At 67.0% G+C, this 21,250-nt stretch carries 21 protein-coding genes and 3 tRNA genes; 15 read left to right on the top strand and 9 right to left on the bottom strand.

Annotated elements, in window-relative coordinates:
• Positions 1-94 precede the first annotated feature (94 nt).
• A complete protein-coding gene (locus QQS16_RS33880; protein WP_286065872.1) occupies positions 95-2,470 on the top strand; it encodes a Tex family protein in 2,376 nt (791 codons plus the stop codon).
• A gap of 89 nt (positions 2,471-2,559) precedes the next feature.
• Here the strand turns inward: QQS16_RS33880 and QQS16_RS33875 are convergent, their stop codons facing one another.
• Together QQS16_RS33875 and QQS16_RS33870 are read right to left on the bottom strand one after the other, a co-directional pair.
• Positions 2,560-4,200, bottom strand: coding sequence for an ABC-F family ATP-binding cassette domain-containing protein (locus QQS16_RS33875; protein WP_286065870.1), 1,641 nt, complete (start codon positions 4,198-4,200; stop codon positions 2,560-2,562).
• Between the two features lie 51 nt (positions 4,201-4,251).
• Entirely contained in the window at positions 4,252-5,298 is a 1,047-nt protein-coding gene (locus QQS16_RS33870) for an oxidoreductase (protein WP_286065869.1), read from the bottom strand.
• Between the two features lie 66 nt (positions 5,299-5,364).
• On the opposite strand from QQS16_RS33870, the gene QQS16_RS33865 reads away from it, so the two are divergent.
• On the top strand, positions 5,365-6,324 hold the full coding sequence (locus QQS16_RS33865) for an FAD-dependent oxidoreductase (RefSeq protein WP_286065868.1): 960 nt from the start codon (positions 5,365-5,367) through the stop codon (positions 6,322-6,324).
• 169 nt (positions 6,325-6,493) lie between these two features.
• On the opposite strand, the gene QQS16_RS33860 is transcribed toward QQS16_RS33865, so the two are convergent.
• Positions 6,494-7,738 (bottom strand): M14 family metallopeptidase, encoded by a 1,245-nt coding sequence (locus QQS16_RS33860; protein WP_286065867.1) that lies wholly within the window; start codon positions 7,736-7,738, stop codon positions 6,494-6,496.
• Complete coding sequence (locus QQS16_RS33855) at positions 7,735-9,330, bottom strand: Xaa-Pro dipeptidyl-peptidase (RefSeq protein WP_286065866.1); 1,596 nt, start codon at positions 9,328-9,330, stop codon at positions 7,735-7,737. The genes QQS16_RS33860 and QQS16_RS33855 overlap by 4 nt, the downstream gene beginning before the upstream one ends.
• Positions 9,331-9,421: 91 nt before the next feature.
• Here QQS16_RS33855 and QQS16_RS33850 point away from each other — a divergent pair, with 91 nt between their 5' ends.
• Both QQS16_RS33850 and QQS16_RS33845 read left to right on the top strand, forming a co-directional pair.
• Positions 9,422-10,465 carry a tyrosine-type recombinase/integrase gene (locus QQS16_RS33850; protein ID WP_286065865.1) on the top strand — a complete coding sequence of 348 codons (1,044 nt, stop codon included), beginning with the start codon at positions 9,422-9,424 and terminating at the stop codon, positions 10,463-10,465.
• Positions 10,458-10,700: a hypothetical protein gene (locus QQS16_RS33845; RefSeq protein WP_286065864.1), complete on the top strand. Its 243-nt coding sequence runs from the start codon at positions 10,458-10,460 to the stop codon at positions 10,698-10,700. Before QQS16_RS33850 ends, QQS16_RS33845 begins: the two co-directional genes overlap by 8 nt.
• A 198-nt stretch (positions 10,701-10,898) precedes the next feature.
• Here QQS16_RS33845 and QQS16_RS33840 read toward each other — a convergent pair whose 3' ends face one another.
• The 5 genes from QQS16_RS33840 to QQS16_RS33820 form a co-directional block, all read right to left on the bottom strand.
• The gene (locus tag QQS16_RS33840; protein ID WP_286065863.1) at positions 10,899-11,609 is read right to left on the bottom strand and encodes a hypothetical protein; all 711 of its coding nucleotides are present in this window, start codon (positions 11,607-11,609) and stop codon (positions 10,899-10,901) included.
• A 473-nt stretch (positions 11,610-12,082) separates the two neighbouring features.
• Positions 12,083-12,544: a DNA cytosine methyltransferase gene (locus QQS16_RS33835; protein ID WP_286066545.1), complete on the bottom strand. Its 462-nt coding sequence runs from the start codon at positions 12,542-12,544 to the stop codon at positions 12,083-12,085.
• Between the two features lie 146 nt (positions 12,545-12,690).
• Positions 12,691-12,825: a hypothetical protein gene (locus QQS16_RS33830; protein ID WP_286065862.1), complete on the bottom strand. Its 135-nt coding sequence runs from the start codon at positions 12,823-12,825 to the stop codon at positions 12,691-12,693.
• Complete coding sequence (locus QQS16_RS33825) at positions 12,822-13,013, bottom strand: hypothetical protein (protein ID WP_286065861.1); 192 nt, start codon at positions 13,011-13,013, stop codon at positions 12,822-12,824. Before QQS16_RS33825 ends, QQS16_RS33830 begins: the two co-directional genes overlap by 4 nt.
• 21 nt (positions 13,014-13,034) lie before the next feature.
• Positions 13,035-13,247 (bottom strand): hypothetical protein, encoded by a 213-nt coding sequence (locus tag QQS16_RS33820; protein ID WP_286065860.1) that lies wholly within the window; start codon positions 13,245-13,247, stop codon positions 13,035-13,037.
• Between the two features lie 441 nt (positions 13,248-13,688).
• On the opposite strand from QQS16_RS33820, the gene QQS16_RS43615 reads away from it, so the two are divergent.
• The 11 genes from QQS16_RS43615 (at position 13,689) to QQS16_RS33775 (ending at position 21,196) form a co-directional block, all read left to right on the top strand.
• Positions 13,689-14,012, top strand: a complete 324-nt coding sequence (locus QQS16_RS43615; RefSeq protein WP_353479711.1) for an HNH endonuclease — start codon at positions 13,689-13,691, stop codon at positions 14,010-14,012.
• 389 nt (positions 14,013-14,401) lie between these two features.
• Positions 14,402-14,863 (top strand): phage terminase small subunit P27 family, encoded by a 462-nt coding sequence (locus tag QQS16_RS33815; RefSeq protein ID WP_286065859.1) that lies wholly within the window; start codon positions 14,402-14,404, stop codon positions 14,861-14,863.
• Between the two features lie 93 nt (positions 14,864-14,956).
• Positions 14,957-15,028 (top strand) — tRNA-Phe (locus QQS16_RS33810).
• A 110-nt stretch (positions 15,029-15,138) separates the two neighbouring features.
• Positions 15,139-15,211, top strand: a tRNA-Asn gene (locus QQS16_RS33805).
• A gap of 56 nt (positions 15,212-15,267) precedes the next feature.
• Positions 15,268-15,341, top strand: a tRNA-OTHER gene (locus QQS16_RS33800).
• Between the two features lie 34 nt (positions 15,342-15,375).
• Positions 15,376-15,639: a hypothetical protein gene (locus QQS16_RS33795; RefSeq protein WP_286065858.1), complete on the top strand. Its 264-nt coding sequence runs from the start codon at positions 15,376-15,378 to the stop codon at positions 15,637-15,639.
• A 14-nt stretch (positions 15,640-15,653) separates the two neighbouring features.
• On the top strand, positions 15,654-15,974 hold the full coding sequence (locus tag QQS16_RS43610; protein WP_353479710.1) for an HNH endonuclease: 321 nt from the start codon (positions 15,654-15,656) through the stop codon (positions 15,972-15,974).
• A 62-nt stretch (positions 15,975-16,036) separates the two neighbouring features.
• Positions 16,037-17,776, top strand: coding sequence for a terminase large subunit (locus QQS16_RS33790; RefSeq protein ID WP_286065857.1), 1,740 nt, complete (start codon positions 16,037-16,039; stop codon positions 17,774-17,776).
• Between the two features lie 243 nt (positions 17,777-18,019).
• A complete protein-coding gene (locus QQS16_RS33785; protein WP_353479735.1) occupies positions 18,020-19,315 on the top strand; it encodes a phage portal protein in 1,296 nt (431 codons plus the stop codon).
• A complete protein-coding gene (locus QQS16_RS33780) occupies positions 19,299-19,982 on the top strand; it encodes an HK97 family phage prohead protease (protein WP_286065856.1) in 684 nt (227 codons plus the stop codon). Before QQS16_RS33785 ends, QQS16_RS33780 begins: the two co-directional genes overlap by 17 nt.
• A gap of 29 nt (positions 19,983-20,011) precedes the next feature.
• Entirely contained in the window at positions 20,012-21,196 is a 1,185-nt protein-coding gene (locus QQS16_RS33775; protein WP_286065855.1) for a phage major capsid protein, read from the top strand.
• The last annotated feature ends 54 nt before the right edge of the window (positions 21,197-21,250 follow it).

The following is a 21,250-nucleotide window of genomic DNA, read 5'->3' as shown; positions in this document are numbered from 1 at the left end:
CCCCGGCCCGCCGGGAATCCGCCCTGAACCCCGAGTGTCGGTGTCACCTGCCACAATTGCCGCGCAACCTCAGTGGAGAAGGCGGTACGGGATCGTGACGACACCCCTCGTAGGGTCCATCGAAGGCAGGATCGCCGAGGAACTCGGCGTACGGGAGCGGCAGGTCAGGGCGGCCGTGGAGCTGCTCGACGGCGGTTCCACGGTTCCCTTCGTCGCTCGCTACCGCAAGGAAGCGACCGAGATGCTCGACGACGCGCAGCTGCGCGCGATCGAGGAACGGCTGCGCTATCTGCGGGAGCTGGAGGAGCGGCGGACCGCGATCCTGGACTCGGTGCGGGAGCAGGGCAAGCTCACCGAGGAGCTGGAGGCGCGGATCCGTGGCGCGGAGACCAAGGCCCGCCTGGAGGACATCTACCTGCCGTTCAAGCCGAAGCGGCGCACCAAGGCGCAGATCGCCCGCGAGGCGGGCCTGGAGCCGCTGGCCGACGGGCTGCTCGGTGACCCGGGTGTGGAGCCCCTGGCCGCGGCGGCCGCCTTCGTGGACGCCGACAAGGGCGTGGCCGATCCGCAGGCCGCCCTGGACGGCGCGCGGGCGATCCTCACCGAGCGGTTCTCCGAGGACGCGGACCTGATCGGCGAGCTGCGCGAGCGCATGTGGGTGCGCGGGCGGCTGGTCGCGAAGGTGCGGGAGGGCAAGGAGGAGGCGGGTGCCAAGTTCGCCGACTACTTCGACTTCGCCGAGCCGTTCACCGCGCTGCCCTCGCACCGCGTCCTCGCCATGCTGCGTGGCGAGAAGGAGGAGGTCCTCGACCTCGTCCTGGAGCCGGAGGAGCCGACCGACGGGCCGTCGTCGTACGAGGGGACGGTGGCGCACCGGTTCGGGATCTCCGACCGTGGCCGCCCCGGTGACAAGTGGCTCAAGGACACGGTCCGCTGGGCCTGGCGCACCCGCATCCTGGTGCACCTCGGCATCGACGTCCGGATGCGGCTGCGCACGGCGGCCGAGGACGAGGCGGTGAACGTCTTCGCGGCGAACCTGCGGGACCTGCTGCTCGCCGCACCGGCCGGCACCCGGGCGACGCTGGGCCTGGACCCCGGCTTCCGTACGGGCGTGAAGGTCGCCGTGGTCGACGCGACCGGCAAGGTCGTCGCCACCGACGTCATCCACCCGCACGTGCCGGCCAACCGGTGGGACGAGGCGATCGCCAAGCTGGCGCGTCTCTCCGAGGAGCACGCGGTCGAGCTGATCGCCATCGGCAACGGCACGGCCTCCCGTGAGACCGACAAGCTCGCCGGTGAGCTGATCGCCAAGCACCCGGAGCTGAACCTCACCAAGGTGATGGTCTCCGAGGCGGGCGCCTCCGTGTACTCGGCCTCCGCCTTCGCCTCGCAGGAGCTGCCCGACATGGACGTGTCGCTGCGCGGCGCCGTGTCGATCGCGCGCCGGCTCCAGGACCCCCTCGCGGAGCTGGTGAAGATCGACCCGAAGTCGATCGGCGTCGGCCAGTACCAGCACGACCTGTCCGAGGTGAAACTGTCGCGTTCGCTGGACGCGGTGGTGGAGGACTGTGTGAACGGCGTCGGTGTCGACGTCAACACCGCGTCGGCCCCGCTGCTCTCCCGGGTCTCGGGCATCACCTCCGGTCTCGCCGAGAACATCGTGGCGCATCGCGACACCAACGGTCCGTTCACGTCCCGCTCGCAGCTCAAGGGCGTGGCCCGGCTCGGCCCGAAGGCGTTCGAGCAGTGCGCGGGCTTCCTCCGCATCCGCGGCGGCGACGACCCGCTGGACGCGTCCAGCGTGCACCCCGAGGCCTATCCGGTGGTGCGGCGGATGGTGAAGACGGCGGGGAGCGAGGTCGCCTCGCTGGTCGGCAACACGGCGGTGCTGCGCTCGCTGAGGCCGGACGACTTCGTGGACGAGACGTTCGGTCTGCCGACCGTGACGGACATCCTCAGGGAACTGGAGAAGCCCGGACGCGACCCCCGGCCCGCTTTCAAGACGGCCACCTTCAAGGACGGCGTCGAGAAGCTCTCCGACCTGTCCTCCGGGATGATCCTGGAGGGCGTGGTCACGAACGTGGCGGCTTTCGGGGCGTTCGTCGACGTCGGCGTCCACCAGGACGGGCTGGTGCACGTCTCCGCGATGTCGAAGACGTTCGTCAAGGACCCGCGGGACGTGGTGAAGCCGGGCGACATCGTCAAGGTGAAGGTGCTGGACGTCGACATCCCGCGCAAGCGGGTCTCCCTCACACTGCGGCTCGACGACGAGGCTGCGCCGCAGGAGCGGCAGCAGGGCGCGGGCGGAGGCGAGCGCCGGCAGCGGGGCGCGCGTCCGCCGCAGCAGCGGCAGAACCGCGGAGGCGGAGGCGGAGGCGGCTCACGCCAGGCTCCACCCCCCGGCAACAGCGCGATGGCCGACGCCCTGCGCAAGGCGGGCCTCGTCGACCCGAAGAAGGGCAGGCGCTGAGCGGCGGGCGCTGATCCGTCCGGCCCGGGTCCTTCCGCACGGCGAGGGGAGCCCGGGCCCGTTCACCCCCTCGGTCGTCCGGCGGACCGTCAGCGTTCGGTCACCTTGCCGTCGGTCACCTCGAAGCGGCGGGTGACGTGGACCGCGTCCAGCATGCGGCGGTCGTGGGTGACCAGGAGCAGCGTGCCCTCGTAGGCGTCCAGGGCCGCCTCCAGTTGTTCGATGGCCGGCAGGTCAAGGTGGTTGGTCGGCTCGTCCAGGACCAGGAGGTTGACGCCCCGGCCCTGGAGCAGGGCCAGCGCGGCCCGGGTGCGCTCGCCCGGGGAGAGGGTCGACGCAGGGCGCAGGACGTGTTCCGCCTTCAGGCCGAACTTGGCCAGCAGCGTGCGGAGCTCGGCCGGTTCGGTGTCCGGGACGGCCGCGCCGAAGGCGTCCAGCAGGGCTTCCGGGCCGTGGAACAGCTTGCGGGCCTGGTCGACCTCGCCGACCAGGACACCGGAGCCGAGGGAGCCGGCGCCCGCGTCCAGGGGGACGCGGCCCAGCAGGGCGCCGAGCAGGGTGGACTTGCCCGAGCCGTTCGCTCCGGTCACCGCGATCCGGTCCGCCCAGTCGATCTGCAAGGACACCGGGCCGAGCACGAAGCCGCCGCGCCGGACCTCGGCGTCCCGCAGGGTCGCGACGACGGCGCCCGAACGCGGGGCCGTCGCGATCTCCATGCGCAGCTCCCACTCCTTGCGGGGCTCCTCAACGACGTCGAGGCGTTCGATCATGCGCTGGGTCTGGCGGGCCTTCGCGGCCTGCTTCTCGCTGGCCTCGCTGCGGAACTTGCGGCCGATCTTGTCGTTGTCGTTGCCCGCCTTGCGGCGGGCGTTCTTCACGCCCTTGTCCATCCAGGAGCGCTGGATCTGGGCCCGCTCCTGGAGGGCGGCCTTCTTGTCGGCGAACTCCTCGTAGTCGCCGCGCGCGTGCCGCCGGGCGACCTCCCGCTCCTCCAGGTAGGCCTCGTAGCCGCCGCCGTAGAGGGAGATCTGCTGCTGGGCCAGGTCGAGTTCCAGGACCTTGGTGACCGTGCGGGTGAGGAACTCGCGGTCGTGGCTGACCACGACGGTGCCGGCCCGCAGACCGCTCACGAAGCGTTCGAGGCGCTCCAGGCCGTCCAGGTCGAGGTCGTTGGTCGGCTCGTCGAGGAGGAAGACGTCGTAGCGGGACAGCAGCAGGGACGCCAGTCCGGCGCGGGCCGCCTGGCCGCCCGACAGGGACGTCATCGGCAGGTCCAGGTCGACGGTCAGGCCCAGCGTGCCGGCGACCTCCTCGGCCCGCTCGTCCAGGTCGGCGCCGCCGAGGCCGAGCCAGCGCTCCAGGCTCGTGGCGTACGCGTCGTCGGCGCCCGGCGCCCCGTCGACGAGGGCCTGCGTGGCCTCGTCCATCAGCCGCTGGGCCTCGGCAACGCCGGTGCGGCGGGCGAGGAAGTCCCGCACGGTCTCGCCCGGCCGGCGCTCCGGCTCCTGCGGGAGATGGCCGACGGTCGCCGACGGCGGGGACAGCCGCAGCTCCCCCTCCTCCGGTGCGGTCAGGCCGGCGAGCATCCTGAGCAGCGTGGACTTGCCCGCGCCGTTGGCTCCGACCAGACCGATCACGTCTCCGGGCGCGACGACGAGGTCGAGCCCGGAGAACAGGGAGCGGTCGCCGTGGCCGGCGGCGAGGTTCTTGGCGACGAGAGTGGCAGTCATCAGGGAGCCGATCCTAATGGGCGGCCCGAGCCCTCCGCGTTCCGGTTTTCTTCAGTGGGCCATCGCCTCCACCAGGACGCTCCCCGAGGTCCGCGCCACCAGGAACGACTCGCCCTTGACCGCCCGGGCGTCCAGGGGGACGCGGTGGTGGCCCGGTTCCAGGACGCCGTCGAACACCTCGTGGGTGTGGGTGCGGTGGAGGCGGTCGAGCCGGTACGCGGTGAGGACCACCCGGCACGGGGAGGTGACCTCGATGCCCGCCTCGCCGTCGGCGGCCACCAGGCGGGTGAGGCGGCGCCGTTCCACCGGTCCGCGGTCGAGGGCGTGCTCGATCTGGGCGACGAGGAGGGGGACGATCGGGGCGAGACCGTCCACGTAGACCACCTCGACGCCGGCCCGGTCGAAGGAGCGGCGTACGGCGGCCCGTTCCTCCTGGGTGACCGCGCGGCCGAAGGCGACGGCTCCGTAGGCGTGCAGTTCGTCGGCGGAGATGGCGTGCGTGCCGTGGGTGATGTCGGCGCCGACGCCGATGATGCGCAGGGCGGCGGCGAGCTTGGCCAGGAGGGCGGCCCGGGCGCCGACCAGCAGGACCCGGCGGCGGGTGCCGACGGTCTCGCCGGTGTCACCCGTGTCGCCGGTGTCGTCGAGCAGGGAGGCCAGAGCCGCCCGGTACTCGGCGCCGCGGAAACGGAAGGGACCGATGCCGTGGTAGCCGTTGAGTTCGAGGTCGGCGTGTTCGTCCGTCTGCCAGGCGAAGTCCCGCCAGACGTAGTCGTCGCCGTCGCGGGCGATGACCGCGGTGACGGCGCCGCACCCCAGGTCCGCGCACTCGGGGCAGCCGTAGACGACGAAGCGGCCGCCGGGCAGCGGTGCCGGCGCCTCCAGGAGCAGGGTGCGGACCTGGGTGGTGAAGAGGGCGGGCGGGATGTCGGAGGCGAGCGGGGAGACGGCGTCGAGGTCGGAGAGCTCGAAGAGGAGCGGGCGTCCGTCGACGATGAAGTCCACGAAGTCCCGGTGTACCTGGTAACCACCGTCGGCGAGGACCCCACCGGCGCGCACGGCCGGTGCCAGGCCGAAGGTGGTGTAGGCGGCAGACATGCTGTGAGTATTCCCGCAGCGGGACCGCCGTGAGCACGGCATGACATATTCCGCTAGCGTCCCCGTGTGAAGAGCGCGCTGAGGGATGAGGCCGTCGTGGTCGGCGGCGGGGTCATCGGGCTGACGACGGCCGTGGTGCTCGCCGAGCGCGGCCGGCGCGTGCGGGTGTGGACGCGGGATCCGGTCGAGCGGACCACCTCGGCGGTCGCCGGGGCGCTGTGGTGGCCCTACGCCGTCGAGCCGGTCGCGTCCGCGCGCGCGTGGGCGCTGCGCTCCCTGGACGACCATGAGGAGGCCGCGGCCTCGCCCGAGGTCACCGGCGTACGCCTGGTCGAAGGGGTACTGGGCGAGGCGGACCTGGACGGGGCCCTCGCCTGGGCGGGCGCCCGGATGCCGGGGCTGCGGGCGGCGACGGCCGGGGAGTACGCCGGGACGGGCGTGTGGGCCCGGTTGCCGCTCATCGACATGTCGACCCACCTGCCGTGGCTGCGGGAGCGGTTCCTGGAGGCGGGCGGGGTGATCGAGACCCGTACGGTGTCCGACCTGGCCGGGGTCGACGCGCCGGTGGTGGTCAACTGCACCGGGCTGGGCGCCCGCGAGCTCGTGCCGGACCCGTCGGTGCGTCCCGTGCGCGGGCAGCTGGTCGTCGTGGAGAACCCCGGCATCCGCACCTGGGCGGTCTCCACGGACGCCTCCGGGGCGAAGACCTACTACTTCCCGCAGCCGGGCCGGCTGGTGCTGGGCGGCACGGCGGACGAGGACGCGTGGACGCTGGAGCCGGATCCGGCGGTCGCGGAGGCGATCGTGCGGCGGTGTGCGGCGCTGCGGCCGGAGATCGCCGGCGCGCGGGTGCTGGAGCACCGGGTGGGGCTCAGGCCCGCCCGGCCCGCGGTCCGGCTGGAGCGTGAACCGCTGTCCGGTGGGAGGGTGCTGGTGCACAACTACGGTCACGGGGGTGCGGGCGTGACCGTGGCCTGGGGATGTGCGCGGGAGGCGGCGGATCTGGCCGTCGCCTCCCGCACGTGAGCCGCTAGGTGCCGTGGCAGGCAACGTTTGCCCGTCAAGGAGCGGCGTCCGGTGCGTGCTCTCGGCGTGCCGGCCGCAAGCCCTCGTACTGGATGTACTTGGGCTTTCGGCCGGTGCGGCGAGAGGGCGTGCCGGGCGTCGCGACGGGCGAACGTTGCCTGCCACGGCACTAGCAGTCGGTGACCGGCTCACCGGCCGTGAGGTGGTACGGGGCGCGCTCGTCGAGGAGCAGCGGGACGAGGGCGCGCAGGGACTGACGCAGCGGAACCAGGGTGCCCTTGGTCCGCACGCCGTGCAGGGCGAGTTCGTCCTGCACCTCGGCGTACTGGCCGGCGGTGAGCCGGTAGCCGCAGGGCGGGTCCGCGATCACCTCGGCCGGTTCCGGCGGGTCGTTGTCGGCGCCGCCGAGGTAGACCGGCCCGGTGTCCGCGTGACCCGTGCGCCGGGCCGTGTCCGTCGCCGCCTCGACCTGGGCGCGCCGCTCGCCGGTGAACCGGAACAGGCCTTTCAGAGCGGCCAGTTGGGAGTCCACCCGGCGTCGGTTGTTGACCGGTTCGGTGACCTCCGTCAGCGGTTCGACGCGGCTCTCGATGAGCAGGCCGAGCGCGTGCTTGACCCCGGACAGGTTGCGCAGGATCCGTTCCTGCCCGTCCCCGGCGACCTGCCGGATCGGCTCGCCGGTGACGGGGTCGGTCCAGATGCCGTACGTGCCGGTCGTGTATCCGGCGCGCCGCGCGGCGGGGCGGACGTACGCCTCGGACAGGGCGCGGGCCTGGTCGTGGACGGCCGCGTCGGTGTTGAGGTTGCGCGGCCACAGGTCGAACAGGTCCTTGTCGTAGTAGGGGGGCGTGCCGCCGTACTCGTGCAGGTCGTAGATCACGTCGGGGCGCCGGTCGCGGATGACCTGGGCCATGGCGCGGCCCTCGGCGGTCCGCAGGGCGACGTGGTCGCGGTTGATGTCGACGCCGTCGCTGTTGCCGCGGGTGCCGGCGGCGCGGCCGTCGGGGTTGGCGGTGGGCACGACGAGGAGGGTGGTGCGCTCCAGGAAGCGGCGGGTGGGCCGGTCCTTCGCGTACGCCAGGTCGCGGATCGTGGTCAGGCAGGCCTCCCGGCCGGACGGTTCGTCGCCGTGCTGACTGCACACGAGCAGCACCTTGTTCGGTGCGTGTCGCGCGCCGATCCGGACGAGCTGGAGGGGGCGGCCCTGCTTCGTCGTCCCGATGCGGGTCAGCGAGACGCGGGCGCTCGCGCGGTCGACGGCCGCGAGGAAGGCCCGCTCCTCGCTCTCGCCGGTCCAGCGGGCGCCGTTCGTCCGCTCGAAGCCGGTGCGGGGCGGGGGCTCCGCGGCGACGGCCGGCGCCGCGACCAGGGAGGCGGCCAGGGCCGCGGTCGTCAGGGTCAGGGCGCGGATCATCGGCCGCTCCCGGGGACCCGCTGGGTGGTGCGCGGTGCGCTCACCCCGTCGAGGGGGGTGCCCTCGGGCACGGTGGCCGCGGACCCGGCGGTGGCGCGGGCGAAGGCGGTGGTGCCGCCGACGAACGGGACGCGGGCCGCGGTGCGGGACAGGTCGAGCGTCAGGGTGGGCCGCGTGGACGGCGGGTCGATGAGGTCCTTGTCGGTGCCCGCGACGATCAACGCGAGGCGGTGTCCGGCCGGGACGACGTGGTCCGTGGCGCCCAGGTGGAGGGTGATCGTGTAGGCCTTGCCCGGGGTGAGCGGGACGCCCTTGCGGTCGGAGGCGTACGTGCCGAGGTCGGCCCAGCCGCGGCTGACGACCGTGTGGTCGACGTCGGCGGTCCTGGCCCGGGTCTCCTTGAAGCAGGCGCTGTCGCCGGTGGTGCTCACGCCCCAGCAGGTGCGGTCGGCGAGCGTGGTGATGCCCTCGCCGCTCGCGCCGTAGTCACGGATGGTGTCGGGGCCGAGGTCCACGAGGACGGCGGACAGGTGGGCCGTCGAGGTGGTCGGGGTGGCGGTGACGGTGACCGTCGAGGAGCCGGACAGGCGCAGGTCGCGGGTGAGCGGTCCGGTGGTGAAGCCGGCCTTGTCGGGGGTGGGGCTGTCGATCCGCTCGGCCCAGTCGGTCTCGCTCAGCCGCGGGTCGTCGGTGAACGTCTCGGTGCCGGTGTCCTTGCGCAGGCCGAGGGTGCCGACGCCTTCCTGGGCGCCCTCGGCGGGGCGCAGGGTGGTGGGGGCGGTGCCGCGCGGCGGCCAGGTCTTCGAGGTCTCCCACTGGTCGGGGTGGCGTTCGATGTCGGCCATGGGTTCGCGGTCGACGCCGTTGTCGTAGCCGAGGAGTTCGTGGTCGAACCAGCGGTGCAGGGTGTCGACCCAGGCGGCGCGGCGGAAGTCGAAGGGGTCGACGTGGCCGGTCTGGGAGAGCCAGATCTTGCGCTCGACGCCGTTCTTCGCGAGGGCGTCCCACCACGGACCGACGTGCCGCATACGGACGTTGAGGTCCTGCATGCCGTGGACGAGGAAGACGCTGGCCTTCACCTTGGAGGCGGCCTTGACGTAGTCGCGCTCGCTCCACAGCCTGGTCCGGTCGCCGGAGCGCGGGGCGCCGTCGACGAGTTCCCGCTGGACGGCGGCGCACTTGGCGCGGGCGTCGGGGCTGTTGACGTAGTCCGACAGCCAGTCGGGGCCGGAGCCGTAGAGGGGGGCGCCCTGGGAGAAGTAGTAGTCGTACCAGGTCGAGATGGCGCTGATCGGGACGATGGTCTCCAGGCCCTCGACGCCGGTGGCGGCGACGCCGTTGGCGACGGTGCCGTCCCAGCTCTTGCCGATCATGCCGGTGCGGCCGTTGGTCCAGGTGGCCTTGGCGCGAGTGGTGCCGGTGCGGCTGGTGTAGGCCTTGGCGCGGCCGTTCAGCCAGTCGACGACGGCCTTCGCGGACTGGACGTCGGAGCGTCCGCCGACGTCCACACAGCCGTCGGAGCGGTTGGTGCCGGCGAGGTCGACGGCGACATAGGCGTAGCCGCGGGGCACGAAGTAGTTGTCGTAGAACATGTTCCCAATGCTAGTATCAAAACCTAGCTTGGGTCGCCCTGACGTGCGGAAATCGAGCGACACCCTTCGTGCCACATGTGAGGTTCCAAATATGGCGAGACGTACCACCCCGAAGGTCAGCGAAGCTCGGGAGCTGTTCCTTCTGAAGGTCAGGGGCCAGACTCAAAGCCGGATCGCGGTGAACCAATACAGCAGCGTCGTTCGACGCTTCGAGCTACGGGTGAACAACTGCCAGGTCGGCTCTCTCACCCCCGAGCACGTCGAAGACTTCTTCTTCGGCTCCGGTAGGTCGCTCAACTCGACGTGCGGGCCTACGACCCTCGGGGCCTACAAGACGCGGCTGAAGTCGTTCCTTCGGTTCTGTCACCGCCGGGGGTGGCTCACCATGAGTCCTGACGTGATGCTCGAAGAGATCCGGGCGAAGACTCGCGCGAACCGCAACCGCTACCGGATGACTCGGGCCGAGCTTCGGACGCTTCTCGACGTGGCTACAGACCCCAGGGACAGGGCTCTTGCGGCCTTCGTCGCGAACACTGGCGTGCGCATCTCCGAGGCGATCGGGCTTACCGTGCGAGACGTGAGCTTCCCGAAGGGTGAGCTGTACGTGACCCTGTACAAGACGCGCGAGGAAGTCACGCTTCCCATGTCGTCTGACCTCGAACGGGAGCTTCGAGTGTGGCTCACGGCCTACACGGCCGAGGTGGGAGAGCTTCAGCCCGGTTACCGGCTCTTCCCTCCGCACTTCCCTAGCCGTTTCCAGAAGGGGAAGTTCACCACTCAGCAGCCCCTACGGCTGAACCCCGAAGGGCGGATATCGAACCCTCGGGTGATCATCCAGGCCCTTGCCAAGAGTGCGGGAATCGAGCTGGAGCCTGGCGACGGATGGCACACGCTCCGCCGGTCGTTCGGGCGGATTCTCTACGAGGACGCACGCGCGCACGGGCATGATGACGCGCTTCGCCTCACTCAGGCCGCCCTGAACCACGCGCGGGCAGAGACGACTGAGAGGTATCTCGGCCTCGATCTGGAGCGTCAGCGGTACGAAGCCATGGTGAAGGGGAAGCCGTTCCTTACGGCGGACCTTGACCCCGGTAAGATCGTCACGCTTGACGAGAGGAGGGCGGGCCGTGGCTAGAGAAGTCATTGAGCTGGTGAAGTGCGACGAGTGCGGCGGCACGGATGACGTCGAGGGCTTCACGGTCATCCGGGACGGGAAGCCGAAGGACGTGGACCTGTGCGGGGAGCATAAGGCCCCCCTTGTGCGGCTGTACGCCCTCGGGGCGGCACCGAAGGCCGCCAGTCCACGGAAGGCCGCCCGAGGCGGTCACGCGGTTGTAGCCATTGAGGATTGGAAGCCCGAAGACCAGTAGGCCGCAACGCAGAAGCCCCCGAACCCTGTTGGGTCGGGGGCTTCTTGCTGTCATCGCTCGATCTCGCGCAACAGGTGCTCTTTGCAGTTGTCGCAACGCCACACGCCCGGAATCCGCGGGTGCCGTTCGAGGCCGGCGGGGCCGCACGTAGGGCACTTCACCCCGCACTCGGGACACCGGACACCGCCCGTAGGGCACCTACCAAAGGCCATCCGGTCCTACGTTCTCTTCGTGCACTTCGCGGTCAATCGGCATGATCACGCCCCGGAAGGTCGGGCCGATCTTGCAGAGAATCGGTTCTTTGGCGTTGTAGACGCACATGTCGAGGGCGCGGCCTAGGCCGTCCTTCCCCTTCGGGGCCTTCACCTTCGAGAACCGGGCCAGTAGGGCAGGGTCGAACGCGACCAGCTCGGGCAGGGCCAGGGGCCGCCCTTCGAGCCGTGTAAACAGGCTGTCGAGCATCCCCCAGAGTTGTTCATCGGCCAGGGCCGAAGCGTCCTGGGCGGCCGTAGGGGTGTCGTTGTTGCCAGGCCGGAAGACCAGCCCGTCACCGGGCCGTAGTTCGAGCTTCCCGAAGCCCTTCTTGTCCTTCCGTCCGGCCGTGTCGAGGGCGGCCAGGGCGTCACGGTCGACATGCACCGTGACCCCCTCGGGAGGGCCTTCGTAGTCCTCAACAGCGGCCGTGTCCTGGCCTATGGCGTATCCGTCCGTGCCCGTGAACCGAAGGCCGGCGGGGCCGAGTTCTACCCGCGCGGTCTTCACCATGGCGCGGGCAGGGACGAACGCGTGCGCGTTGTACGCGGCCCTGGCCATCTCTTCGCTAGGCAGCGTCACCGACGCTTGCAACGTCTCTCCTCTCAAGCTCCCCGAGAAGGTGGGCGAAGGCATGGAAGGCTTGTTGCGGAACAACCCCGTCACCAATGGCCTTCAACTGTTGGCCTCGGTCGAGGCCCTTAACCTTCGTGATCCATCCGGGCACGATCCCCATAAGCCACTCACCGAACCGAGGGGCCAGGCGAAGGCCGCCGCGCGGCCCGTACTCGACCGGCACGGGGGCCGGTTGCCCGGTGAGCACTTCCCAACGGCGTACGGCAGGGGCGAAGTCGCCCCACCATTCCGAGGGGCTGAAATCGCCCCCGTAATCGGCCCCAGGCTCGACGGCCAGGAGGAAGCACACTTCGTCTTCGAGGGTCGGGCCGTGGCCGCCCGCTTTCCTCTTGTCGGGATGCTGGGGGGCACCGTTCCGCCCCAAATTCGCGGTAGGGGTCTTCAGTAGCCTTTCGCTCTTGTCTCGGGGCCACAGTCGAGCCATGGCGGTTACGAGATCGTCGCCCCCGGCCCCAGGGCGGGCCGCTTTCGCGTAGTCCGGTCCTCGGCGACTGTCAGCGGCCGTGGGAGTCGGAAGGCACGGCAACGAGAAACCACCTATCGCGATGGTGGGGGGCACCAGCGGCGGACGCTCGATAACACGTCCATTGCGCGTCATACCCGCACGCGGCCAGGTCCCCGAGTACGCGGGCGAGTCCTCGGCTTCGGATCGCGGAGACGTTTTCCAGGAAGACGAGCTTCGGTCGAAGAACGCGAACGGCTTCAGCGACGTTCGCCCAGATTCCCGAGCGCGCACCTTCGATACCAACCCGTTTCCCCGCATTCGAAATGTCTTGGCACGGAAAACCGGCCGTCAGAATGTCTACGCCCTCTTCAGCGAGCGTCGCCCAATCAATCCGGGTGATATCCCCGAGGTTCGGCACCCCAGGGAATCGACGTTCGAGGATCAGGGCCTTACTCGGGTCGTTGTCCGCTACCCACGTAACGCGACCCCCCGTTAGTGCCTCTACGGCCATCCCCAGGCCGCCGTAACCGGCGCAGAGTTCCAAGATGCGGGGGGCCGTAGAAGGCCACTTACTCACAGTCGTTCTCGGCCTCTCCGAAGAGGTCCAGAAGGATTCGCTCTCTCTCCTCGGCCGGAAGCTTGTCTAGCTCGATCGGCTCATTCACCGCGCTTCCCCTTTCCCTGCCAGGACCGAAAGAGGTCTTCGAGGGCGAAGCCCACGATGAAGACCAGGGTGAGAAGGCCGAAGATCGGCCACCCGTACCGCTGAATGTCGTTCAGGGCCTCGATCACGCGGTATCGGCCTTTCCGTAGCTCACGCTGTAGTCGTAGGCGACAAACGCGTCACGGATTCGGTAGGCGGCCCGGTGAAGCTCCCGCTTTCCCTTGGTAGCCGCTACGTGGAGTTGAGCCACGGCGGTTTCGTAGTGGGGAAGGCCCTCGAAGGGCCGGATCATCTGAATAGCCTTGACCAGAGTCACCGAGGCCACCCTTTCCAAATACTAGTTTCCGGCCTGAGCAATACCGCGAATGAGGGCCGCAGCAGGGTTCACCTTCGGAAGCACCTTCACCGGGGAAGTCGTGCTGTAGCGGAGGATTCCGCCCCGGTGCTCGACACGGCCTCGGAAGTCGTGCTTGAAGGACGGGTTACGGTCCTCGGGGCCGTTCTCGACATAGCGGTTCGTGGCAGCAACGGTCTTCAGGGACAGGTACACGGAGCCTCTTTCCTGGGCGGTTTAAACGGCTTCTTCTGCTAGCTCCCGGCCCTTCCTGGGCCGTTCCTTGCTGGCGTTCCAAAACATAGCTTCGATGCCCTGGCGGGTTCAAGGTGTCCCAGGTCAGAGGCCCTATGTGGGGCCTCGGCCATGGCAACAGGTCTACAGGCTCCGTAGGGGGTAAGGGGGTCGGCTGTAGAGAGTGAGCGGAGCGAGCGAACGAAAGCCGGGGGGATCGGGGGACAGAGATAGCTATAGAGCTACTGCGAACGGAAGAGAGCAGTAGCAGAAGGGCGGCCCTCCCGAGGCCGCCCCTATATAAGGAATCTCTGAAGGCCAGGGCATTAGAAGCCCTGGCTCTAACAGGTCTATAGCTAGTGCAAGAGCGGCCGGCAGGCCGCTTCTAAAGGGGGTGCCCCCCTAACAGGGAGGGTGCACCCCATGCCGTACAGCATGTGCAGTCGACATAAGAAGCTCTATCCCCTGGGCACATCATGTGCCCTATGTGCTAACCCACCACGTAAGCACAAGAGCAAGAACACTCGAAGGCCAGGGCAGTACGACTACCAATGGCAGAAGGTAAGAGCAGAAGCCATAAGGCTTCAGCCCTACTGCCTGTTCTGCGGTACCGATAAGGACCTAACCGGAGATCACATCATCCCTCTGAAAGAGGGAGGCACGAACGTACTCGACAACGTTCGTGTTCTCTGTCGCTCATGTAACACGCGAAGAGAGAATGATTACCGCAAAGGCAATAGGTACTGACCCCCACTCCCCCACCATCGAGCCGTTAAGGCTCGACCAGGAACACCACAGAGCAACCGATGCGACCGGCGAAGACGGGGAGTCAACCGCTCTAGTGGCCCAATCAATCCGAGAACACACCAGATCAAGCACTGTCAAGCAATCTGGCTCAGATTCTCCGGATTCTTTGGGGTAGGGGGAGGTCGAAAGGATTCCGGGACGCTTCCCCGCACCCGCCGCCTTCCCTCGGCGTGAGCGCGCGGGGGTTCGCCGGGGTTCGTGGGAATGCGGGTGGCTCCGGATGAGCGAGCGAGCAACCGCCTAGGCCGTTGACCAGCGCGGATCACTCCGCGCGAATTACTTAATCGTTTCCCAGAGAGGGGAATTCAGACCCGAGAGAGGTTGCAACCATGCCCGGACCGCCCCCGACCCCTTCCAAGCTGGTCGAGCTGAAGGGGAATCCCTCGAAGAAGAAGCTTTCCGGTGCCGAACCGGAGCCTAGGCGGGGTGCCCCTCGGCCCCCTGCCGACCTGAAGGGCGAGGCCCTGGCCGAGTGGGGCCGTATCGTCCCCGAGCTTGACCGCCTCGGCCTTCTGACGCTGGTTGACCGGGCCTATCTGGTCGCCTACTGCGAAGCCTGGGCGTCCTTCAACGCGGCCAGGGAAGCTCTCTCCGAGTACGGCCCTCTTGTGGCCGGCCGAGACGGCGGCCTAGTCAAGAATCCGGCTTCTCAGATCATGCGAGACGCGGCCGATCTGATGTTGAAGTTCGGTAGCCGCTTCGGTCTGTCGCCTAGCGACCGTACGCGGCTCTCTGTGCCCTCTGGAAACGAAGACGGCCCCGACGCTCAGGTTCTCTCTCTCCTGAGCTAAGAGGGGCACTCAGGCCCCTTCTCGGGGCCTCGGGGTTGAGCCCCCACGTTGACCCGCGAAGGGCGGTCGCGGTCCGTGGGTGGCTCCCCTGAAGGGAACGTAGCTCAGTCGGAAGAGCTACCGGGTGAAATCCGGTGCGCGGGGGTTCGAATCCCTCCGTTCCCGCAGGTGCAGACAATAGGCCGTGACTGGCCGACGATATGCACCCTGGGTGAAACCGGCCCCTAGTAGCACGGCTAGTCACCGTGACGAACCGGGCGGCGAGTAGCCCTCAATGACGTGTAGCTCAGTTGGCAGAGCAGAGGATTGTTAATCCTCGGGTCACTGGTTCGAGTCCAGTCACGTCAGCAGTGGGGTAGCTCCCCTGTTCCTGAAACTCCCCCTGATCAGGGGACGGACGGAACGCGCACTTCGTCTAGCGGCTCAGGACTCCTCTCGCAAGGAGGTAACGCGGGTTCGAATCCCGCAGTGCGCCCCAATACGTTTACACGTCTCCTCGAACGGGATTCATCATGGCTCAGGTCACAAGCTCCGACAGGGCTTATCGCTTCTTCTTCGCCGAGGACATTCAGAGCGAGACGTTCACGCTCTCCGAGGGTGTCGAGCGAACGCCCGAGCTTGATCAGGTCGCCATGGACTATCTGAAGGCGAAGCTTGCTCTCTTCGCGGCCGTCAATCCTGGCCGCATCTTCCCTGACCGCAATCTCTACTTCTCGGGGACGCTCACCGTTTCCGAGGTCACCTCGGAGAGTGTCAGGCTTTACCCGTTTGACTAGCAGGAGCGACAACCGTGCAGACCCCTAAGAAGCGACGTAGGCGAAGGCCGGCCGGTTGGCTCTCTCGGCGCGAGTACGCGCTAAAGCTTCGCTGCGAACAATGGGGCGTGCCCTACTCGAAGGTCAGTCGAGCGAAGGTGTTCAACCGCGACGGTTGGGTTTGTCAGCTCTGCGGCGAACCTATCGACCGGGTCATTCGGTTCCCGAAGCCACTCAGTAAGTCACTCGACCACATAGTTCCCCTGTCTCACGGCCCCGGTACTCCGGGGCACGTCGAGAGTAATTGCCAGGCTGCACACCTGGGCTGCAATTCCTCAAAGGGCAATCGAGTGTGAGGGATCTCCGGGCTTAACCGGTCTTTGGGATATGCGAAGACAACGGAAGCCGGGGGTGAACAGTGAACGACGGAATCGTTCTCTCACCCTTCGGCCCGATCGAACCGCGTGAAGGCTTCTTCTACTACGACGAGAAGAAGGCCACGCACGCTATCAACTTCATTGAGAAGCTGATTGTGCACACGAAGGGCCGCCATGCTGGTGCGCCCTTCCTTCTCGATCCGTGGCAGAAGAACGAGATCGTACGGCCGCTCTTCGGAACGGTCATGTGGGATGACCAGTACGAGGAATACGTTCGTCAGTACCGCATTGCGTGGCTTGAGATGGCGCGCAAGAACGGGAAGTCAGAGCTTCTTTCCGCGTTCGCTTTGCTGGGTCTAGTTGGGGACTTCGAGGAATCCGCCGAAGTGTATTCGGTCGCGGTTGACCGCGATCAGGCCGGACTCGTCTACAACACAGCTAAGCGCATGGTCGAGCTGAACCCCGTTCTGAACAAGCGGCTCGAAATCATCGACTCGAAGAAACGCATTATCGACCGGAAGACGAATTCCTTCTATCAGGTCTTGCCCGGTGACGCTGCGGGTGCACTCGGAACGAACCCTTCGATGGTTCTGTTCGATGAGGTTCTTACGCAGAGGGACCGGCACCTTTGGGATTCCATGCGACAGGGCTTCGGTACCCGTCGACAGCCGATCATGATTGCGGCGACAACGGCCGCATATCGAACCGCGGCCTTCGCCCTCGAAGAGCATGAGCATTCGCTTCGTGTTCGCGAGGATCAGAACATGGACCCCGCGCGGTTCGTGTTCGCGCGAAACGTGCCCGATGACTGGGACTGGAAAGACGAAGGCAAACCGCCCTCGGTCGAGCATCCGAAGGGAACGGGTTGGTACCTGGCGAATCCCGCCCTCGGTTCCTTCCTGAACATCAACAACCTTCGGGCCGAAGCGATGGAAGCGGCCGAAAAGCCTACGGCTCAGAACGCGTTCCGAGTGTTCCGCCTTAACCAATGGGTTAGCCAGGCTAACCGGTGGCTCGACATGCACCTATGGGACGAGAACGGTTCGCCGAAGGTGGACCGGGACCGGCTGAAGGGCCGCCCCTGCTATGCCGGTATCGACCTGGCCGCTACGGGCGACTTCAACGCATGGGTTCTTCTCTTCCCCGGTACGCCTACCGATCCAGAAGCGGACGGCTGGACAGTCGTTCCTCACTTCTGGGTTCCTCGGCCGGCGGTCGAGAAGCGATCCAACATGAAGGCATCCTTCGAGGTTTGGGAGCGTGAAGGCTTCCTTACCGTGACCGAGGGACCGACTACGGACTTCAAGGCAATCTTCCGGCACATCGCCCAGGATGCCGAGACGTTCCGGATTCGCTTCTTCGGCTATGACCCGTGGAACGCAACTCAGCTTGTGAACGAGCTTGAGGAACACGGCCTTACGGCCGTGAAGGTGCCGCAGAGTGCCGCTCGACTCAATGACCCGTGTAAGGCCATTGAGAGCGCGCTAGCGGCCCGTGGGCTGCACCACGGCGGTCACCCGGTGCTTCGTTGGATGGCGGATAACGTCGAGCTTGACGTGACCGGAGACGGTTTGGTGAAGCCCTCGAAGGCTAAGAGCGGCGAGAAAATCGACGGTATCGCGGCTATGGCTAACGCCTTCTTCCTTACGGCTCTTCCGGCCGAGGAAGAAGCGCATGTGACCTTCCTGAACTTCAACGAAGAGTATTCGGATTCCGAACTGGAAGACCTTCTTACTCCTGCCACGCGGCAGAAGGATTACTTCCAAGACGACGACGATTAGGAGATTCATGGACCGGCCCAACCTGGGCCGCTCCCTCCGGTCGGTCGCTAATTCGTTTGTCCCGAACGTCTTTCAGGTTGGCAGTCTCGGCTTTCTGGCCGCATCTGCTTACGACGTTGCGCGCCCTCTTGGGCACTTCGCGGTGGCCGTGTGCCTCGGGCTTATCGGTTACGCGACGGACGGGGGTAAGCGGCTGTGAGCCTGTTTACACGCATCGGTGAGCTTCGCGCGGCTGTGTCCGGCATGGCTTCCGATTGGGAACGGGGCGTGGAGTCGTCGGGCTTCATGCGAACGGCTTCGGGCCGGAAGGTGTCCCGGCGGAACAGTCTTCAGATGGTGGCGGTATACGCCTGCCAATCGCTGATTGCGGACGCCGTGTCTTCCCTGCCGGTCGACCACTACACGAAGATAAACGGCCGGAAGGAATCCTTCGATCCGATCCGGTCGCCCCGTTGGGTGCGTCAGCCGAACCCCTTCCAGACCTCTTACGACTTCTGGTTTCGGGTTGTCGTCAGTCTCTTGACGGACGGGAACGCATTCCTCTACACCATGCGGAACGACCGGGGCGAAGTCGTCGCCCTGTACTGCCTTCACCCGCAGTACGTGAGCATTCTCGACGGCCCGCTAGGCGACAACCGGTATGAGGTCAGCGACGACCAGGGGGCCGTTCAGGGCGTCCTCGATCGCACTCAGATACTCCACATTCCCGCGTTCACGCTTCCGGGCGTGAGCCGTGGCCTGTCGCCCGTCGACATGGCCCGAGAGGCTATCGGCCTCGGTCTCACGGCCGAGGAATTCGGTTCGAGGTTCTTTGAGCAGGGAACCACGATGGCCGGCGTAATCGAGCATCCGGGAACCCCTCGGCCGGACGAAGCCCGGCTTCTTCGGGACATGTTCAGGAAGTCGCACGCGGGGGTGAAGAACTCTCACAGCGTGGGCGTCCTTACCGGCGGGGCTCAGTTCAAGCCGATCACGCTTTCCCCGGAACAGGCGCAGTTCCTCGAAACGCGGCGATTCCAGAAGGCCGAGATTGCCCTTCTGTATCGCGTGCCCGCGTATCTGGTCGACAGCTCGGTTAGCTCGACCTGGGGAACCGGTATCGAGGAACAGAACAAGTTCTTCGTAGACCAAACGCTTATGCCGTGGATTGTTCGTATCGAGCAAGCCGTGTCGACGTTCCTTCTTCCGGGCCTTCAGTACATCCGCTTCAACGTGGACGCGCGACTTCGCGCGAAGACGAAGGACCGTTACGAGTCGTATCAGACGGCCCTCAATAACGGGTTCCTGAACGCGGACGAGATTCGCGCAATGGAAGACCTGGCCCCGCTTCCCAAGAAGCTCGGTCAGCGTTACTACCGGCCCTTGAATCTCGGCGTTGTCGGCGACGAAGACAAGGAAGCGGCGAAGGCCGAGGCCGAGAAGCCTCCCCCGGCTCCGCCGGTTGCACCGGTTGCCCCTGATCCAAACGCGGACCCGAACGCACTACAGGACCCGAACGCTACGGATCAGAAGGACAACAGCAATGCAGATGGAGCGTAGGGCGGTCCCTACTGAATTCGAGGTTCGATCCGAGGGCGGGAAGTTCAACTTCTATGGCTACGCGCTGAAGTGGGACGCCCGTTCTTCGAACCTCGGGGGCTTTCGCGAACGCGTCGCCCAGGGTGCGACTTCCGAGAGCATCGGGCGGGATGACATTCGCGCCCTGTTCAACCATGACCCGAACCTGATCCTAGGGAGGAACCGAAGCGGAACGCTTCGCCTTTCAGAGGATACCGAGGGCCTTCATTACGAAGTCGACATGCCCGATACGACGTACGCCCGTGACCTGGCTACGGCCATGGAACGCGGGGACGTTTCTCAGTCGAGTTTCGGCTTCAAGACTTCTGGACCCGAGGGCGATTCCTGGGCCGAGGACGAAGACGGGTTTCCGCTTCGGACTCTTCAGAAGGTCGCCCTGTTCGACGTCTCGCCGGTGACGTACCCGGCTTACACCGACTCCACTTCGGGGATTGGTTCCCGCGCTCTTCAGCTTCTCGCCGAGAAGCGCGGTCTTTCTGTTGCGCGGCTGGATTCGCCGGAAGCGATCCGGGCCGCTATTCGGGGCGAAGTCGAAGTTCCGGCGCTAAGCGAAGCGCGGACGCTCTTCCCCCGATACGAGCTGCCTACCGATCCGGTGGCGGCTCTTGCGGCTCTTCGTCGCTTCTAGCTGGTCTGAAACTATCATTTGGAGCGTTCATGGACTTCGCGTCCGTTGCTAAGGCTGCGCTGGAGAAGCGAGCCAACCTGATTGCCGAGCTTCGTTCCGTCGAGGCTGACACTGCCCTTTCCGAGGCCGAGAAGCGCGAGCGCGTCGAGCGGATCGACACCGACGTTCGCGGCCTTGAGGTCGAGGCCCGAGACGCGGTCGAGCGCGGTGAGCGTGAGGCGGAGGTTCGTTCCCTGGCCGCGCGGGCCGGCGGCCTGGTCCTGCCTGGCACCCCCGAGGCCCGCCAGGACGAGCGCGACGAAGCGGCCGAGCTGCGCTCCGTTGCGCGCGGTGACCTTCCGGGCGTCGACTTCGACCTTCGGACCGCGACCACCGGCACCGCCGCGAACGCGGGCAACACCTACGCAACGACCTTCGTTGCTCAGGTCATTGAGGCGATGCGCGTTCGGAGCGACTTCTTCTCGAAGGCCCGCACGCTCACCACGGGTTCGGGCGAGACGCTTGAGTACCCGGTGAAGAACGGTCGCCCGACCGCTTCGCAGGTCGCCGAGAACACCCCGTACGGGAAGAGCGATGGTTCTTGGAGCAAGACGAACATCGGCGCGTACAAGTACGGCGTGATCGTCGAGGCTACGTCCGAAATCGTCGATGACTCTCAGCTCGACATTCTCGGCATTCTCGCCGAGGACGCGGGCGAGGCTGTCGCCGATAAGGTCATGGCCGATCTCCTGATCGGCAACGGCACCGGTAAGCCCTGGGGCTGGATCACTCGCGCTACCGGCGCGGTGAACGCGGCGAACCTGGCGGGTGTCACGACTGACAACCTGATCGACCTTCAGCACTCCATCCTGAAGCCGTACCGCCGGAACGCGGTCTTCATGACCTCGGACTCTGCGGTGCAGAACCTTCGGAAGCTGAAGGACTCGACCGGTAACTACATCTGGCAGCCGGCGCTTACCGCTGGTGCCCCGGACACCATTCTCGGTACCGCGATCATGACTGACCCGAACGTCGTCACCTCTGGTGCGGGCGCGAAGGTTCTCGTCTACGGCGACCCCTCGAAGTACCTCATCCGTCAGGTGAAGTCGCTTCGCGTTGTCCGGTCCGACGAGTACGGCTACGACCGTGACGTGGTCGCCTTCAAGGTCACTTGGAGGGGTTCGGGCGACCTGTTCGACCTGGCTTCCGTCAAGGCTCTGACCGTTACCGCGTAAGCGGCTTGGGGGGCCGCCCTTCGGGGCGGCCCCTCGGTCATTCCAACGGGAGTT

Origin of the sequence: Streptomyces sp. ALI-76-A (genome assembly GCF_030287445.1) — a bacterium.
Lineage (GTDB): Bacteria > Actinomycetota > Actinomycetes > Streptomycetales > Streptomycetaceae > Streptomyces.
Note: the sequence above shows the minus strand (reverse complement) of the source record. Positions and strands in the feature narration are given on the sequence as shown.

Coding starts and splice junctions, on each gene's coding strand:
- QQS16_RS33870 (WP_286065869.1), bottom strand. CDS start 5,298: ATGTCTGCCGCCTACACCACCTTCGGCCTGGCACCGGCCGTGCGCGCC.
- QQS16_RS33815 (WP_286065859.1), top strand. CDS start 14,402: ATGCCCGGACCGCCCCCGACCCCTTCCAAGCTGGTCGAGCTGAAGGGG.
- QQS16_RS33795 (WP_286065858.1), top strand. CDS start 15,376: ATGGCTCAGGTCACAAGCTCCGACAGGGCTTATCGCTTCTTCTTCGCC.
- QQS16_RS43615 (WP_353479711.1), top strand. CDS start 13,689: ATGCCGTACAGCATGTGCAGTCGACATAAGAAGCTCTATCCCCTGGGC.
- QQS16_RS33855 (WP_286065866.1), bottom strand. CDS start 9,330: ATGTTCTACGACAACTACTTCGTGCCCCGCGGCTACGCCTATGTCGCC.
- QQS16_RS33835 (WP_286066545.1), bottom strand. CDS start 12,544: ATGGCCGTAGAGGCACTAACGGGGGGTCGCGTTACGTGGGTAGCGGAC.
- QQS16_RS33875 (WP_286065870.1), bottom strand. CDS start 4,200: ATGACTGCCACTCTCGTCGCCAAGAACCTCGCCGCCGGCCACGGCGAC.
- QQS16_RS33850 (WP_286065865.1), top strand. CDS start 9,422: ATGGCGAGACGTACCACCCCGAAGGTCAGCGAAGCTCGGGAGCTGTTC.
- QQS16_RS33785 (WP_353479735.1), top strand. CDS start 18,020: ATGGCTTCCGATTGGGAACGGGGCGTGGAGTCGTCGGGCTTCATGCGA.
- QQS16_RS33860 (WP_286065867.1), bottom strand. CDS start 7,738: ATGATCCGCGCCCTGACCCTGACGACCGCGGCCCTGGCCGCCTCCCTG.
- QQS16_RS33775 (WP_286065855.1), top strand. CDS start 20,012: ATGGACTTCGCGTCCGTTGCTAAGGCTGCGCTGGAGAAGCGAGCCAAC.
- QQS16_RS33780 (WP_286065856.1), top strand. CDS start 19,299: ATGCAGATGGAGCGTAGGGCGGTCCCTACTGAATTCGAGGTTCGATCC.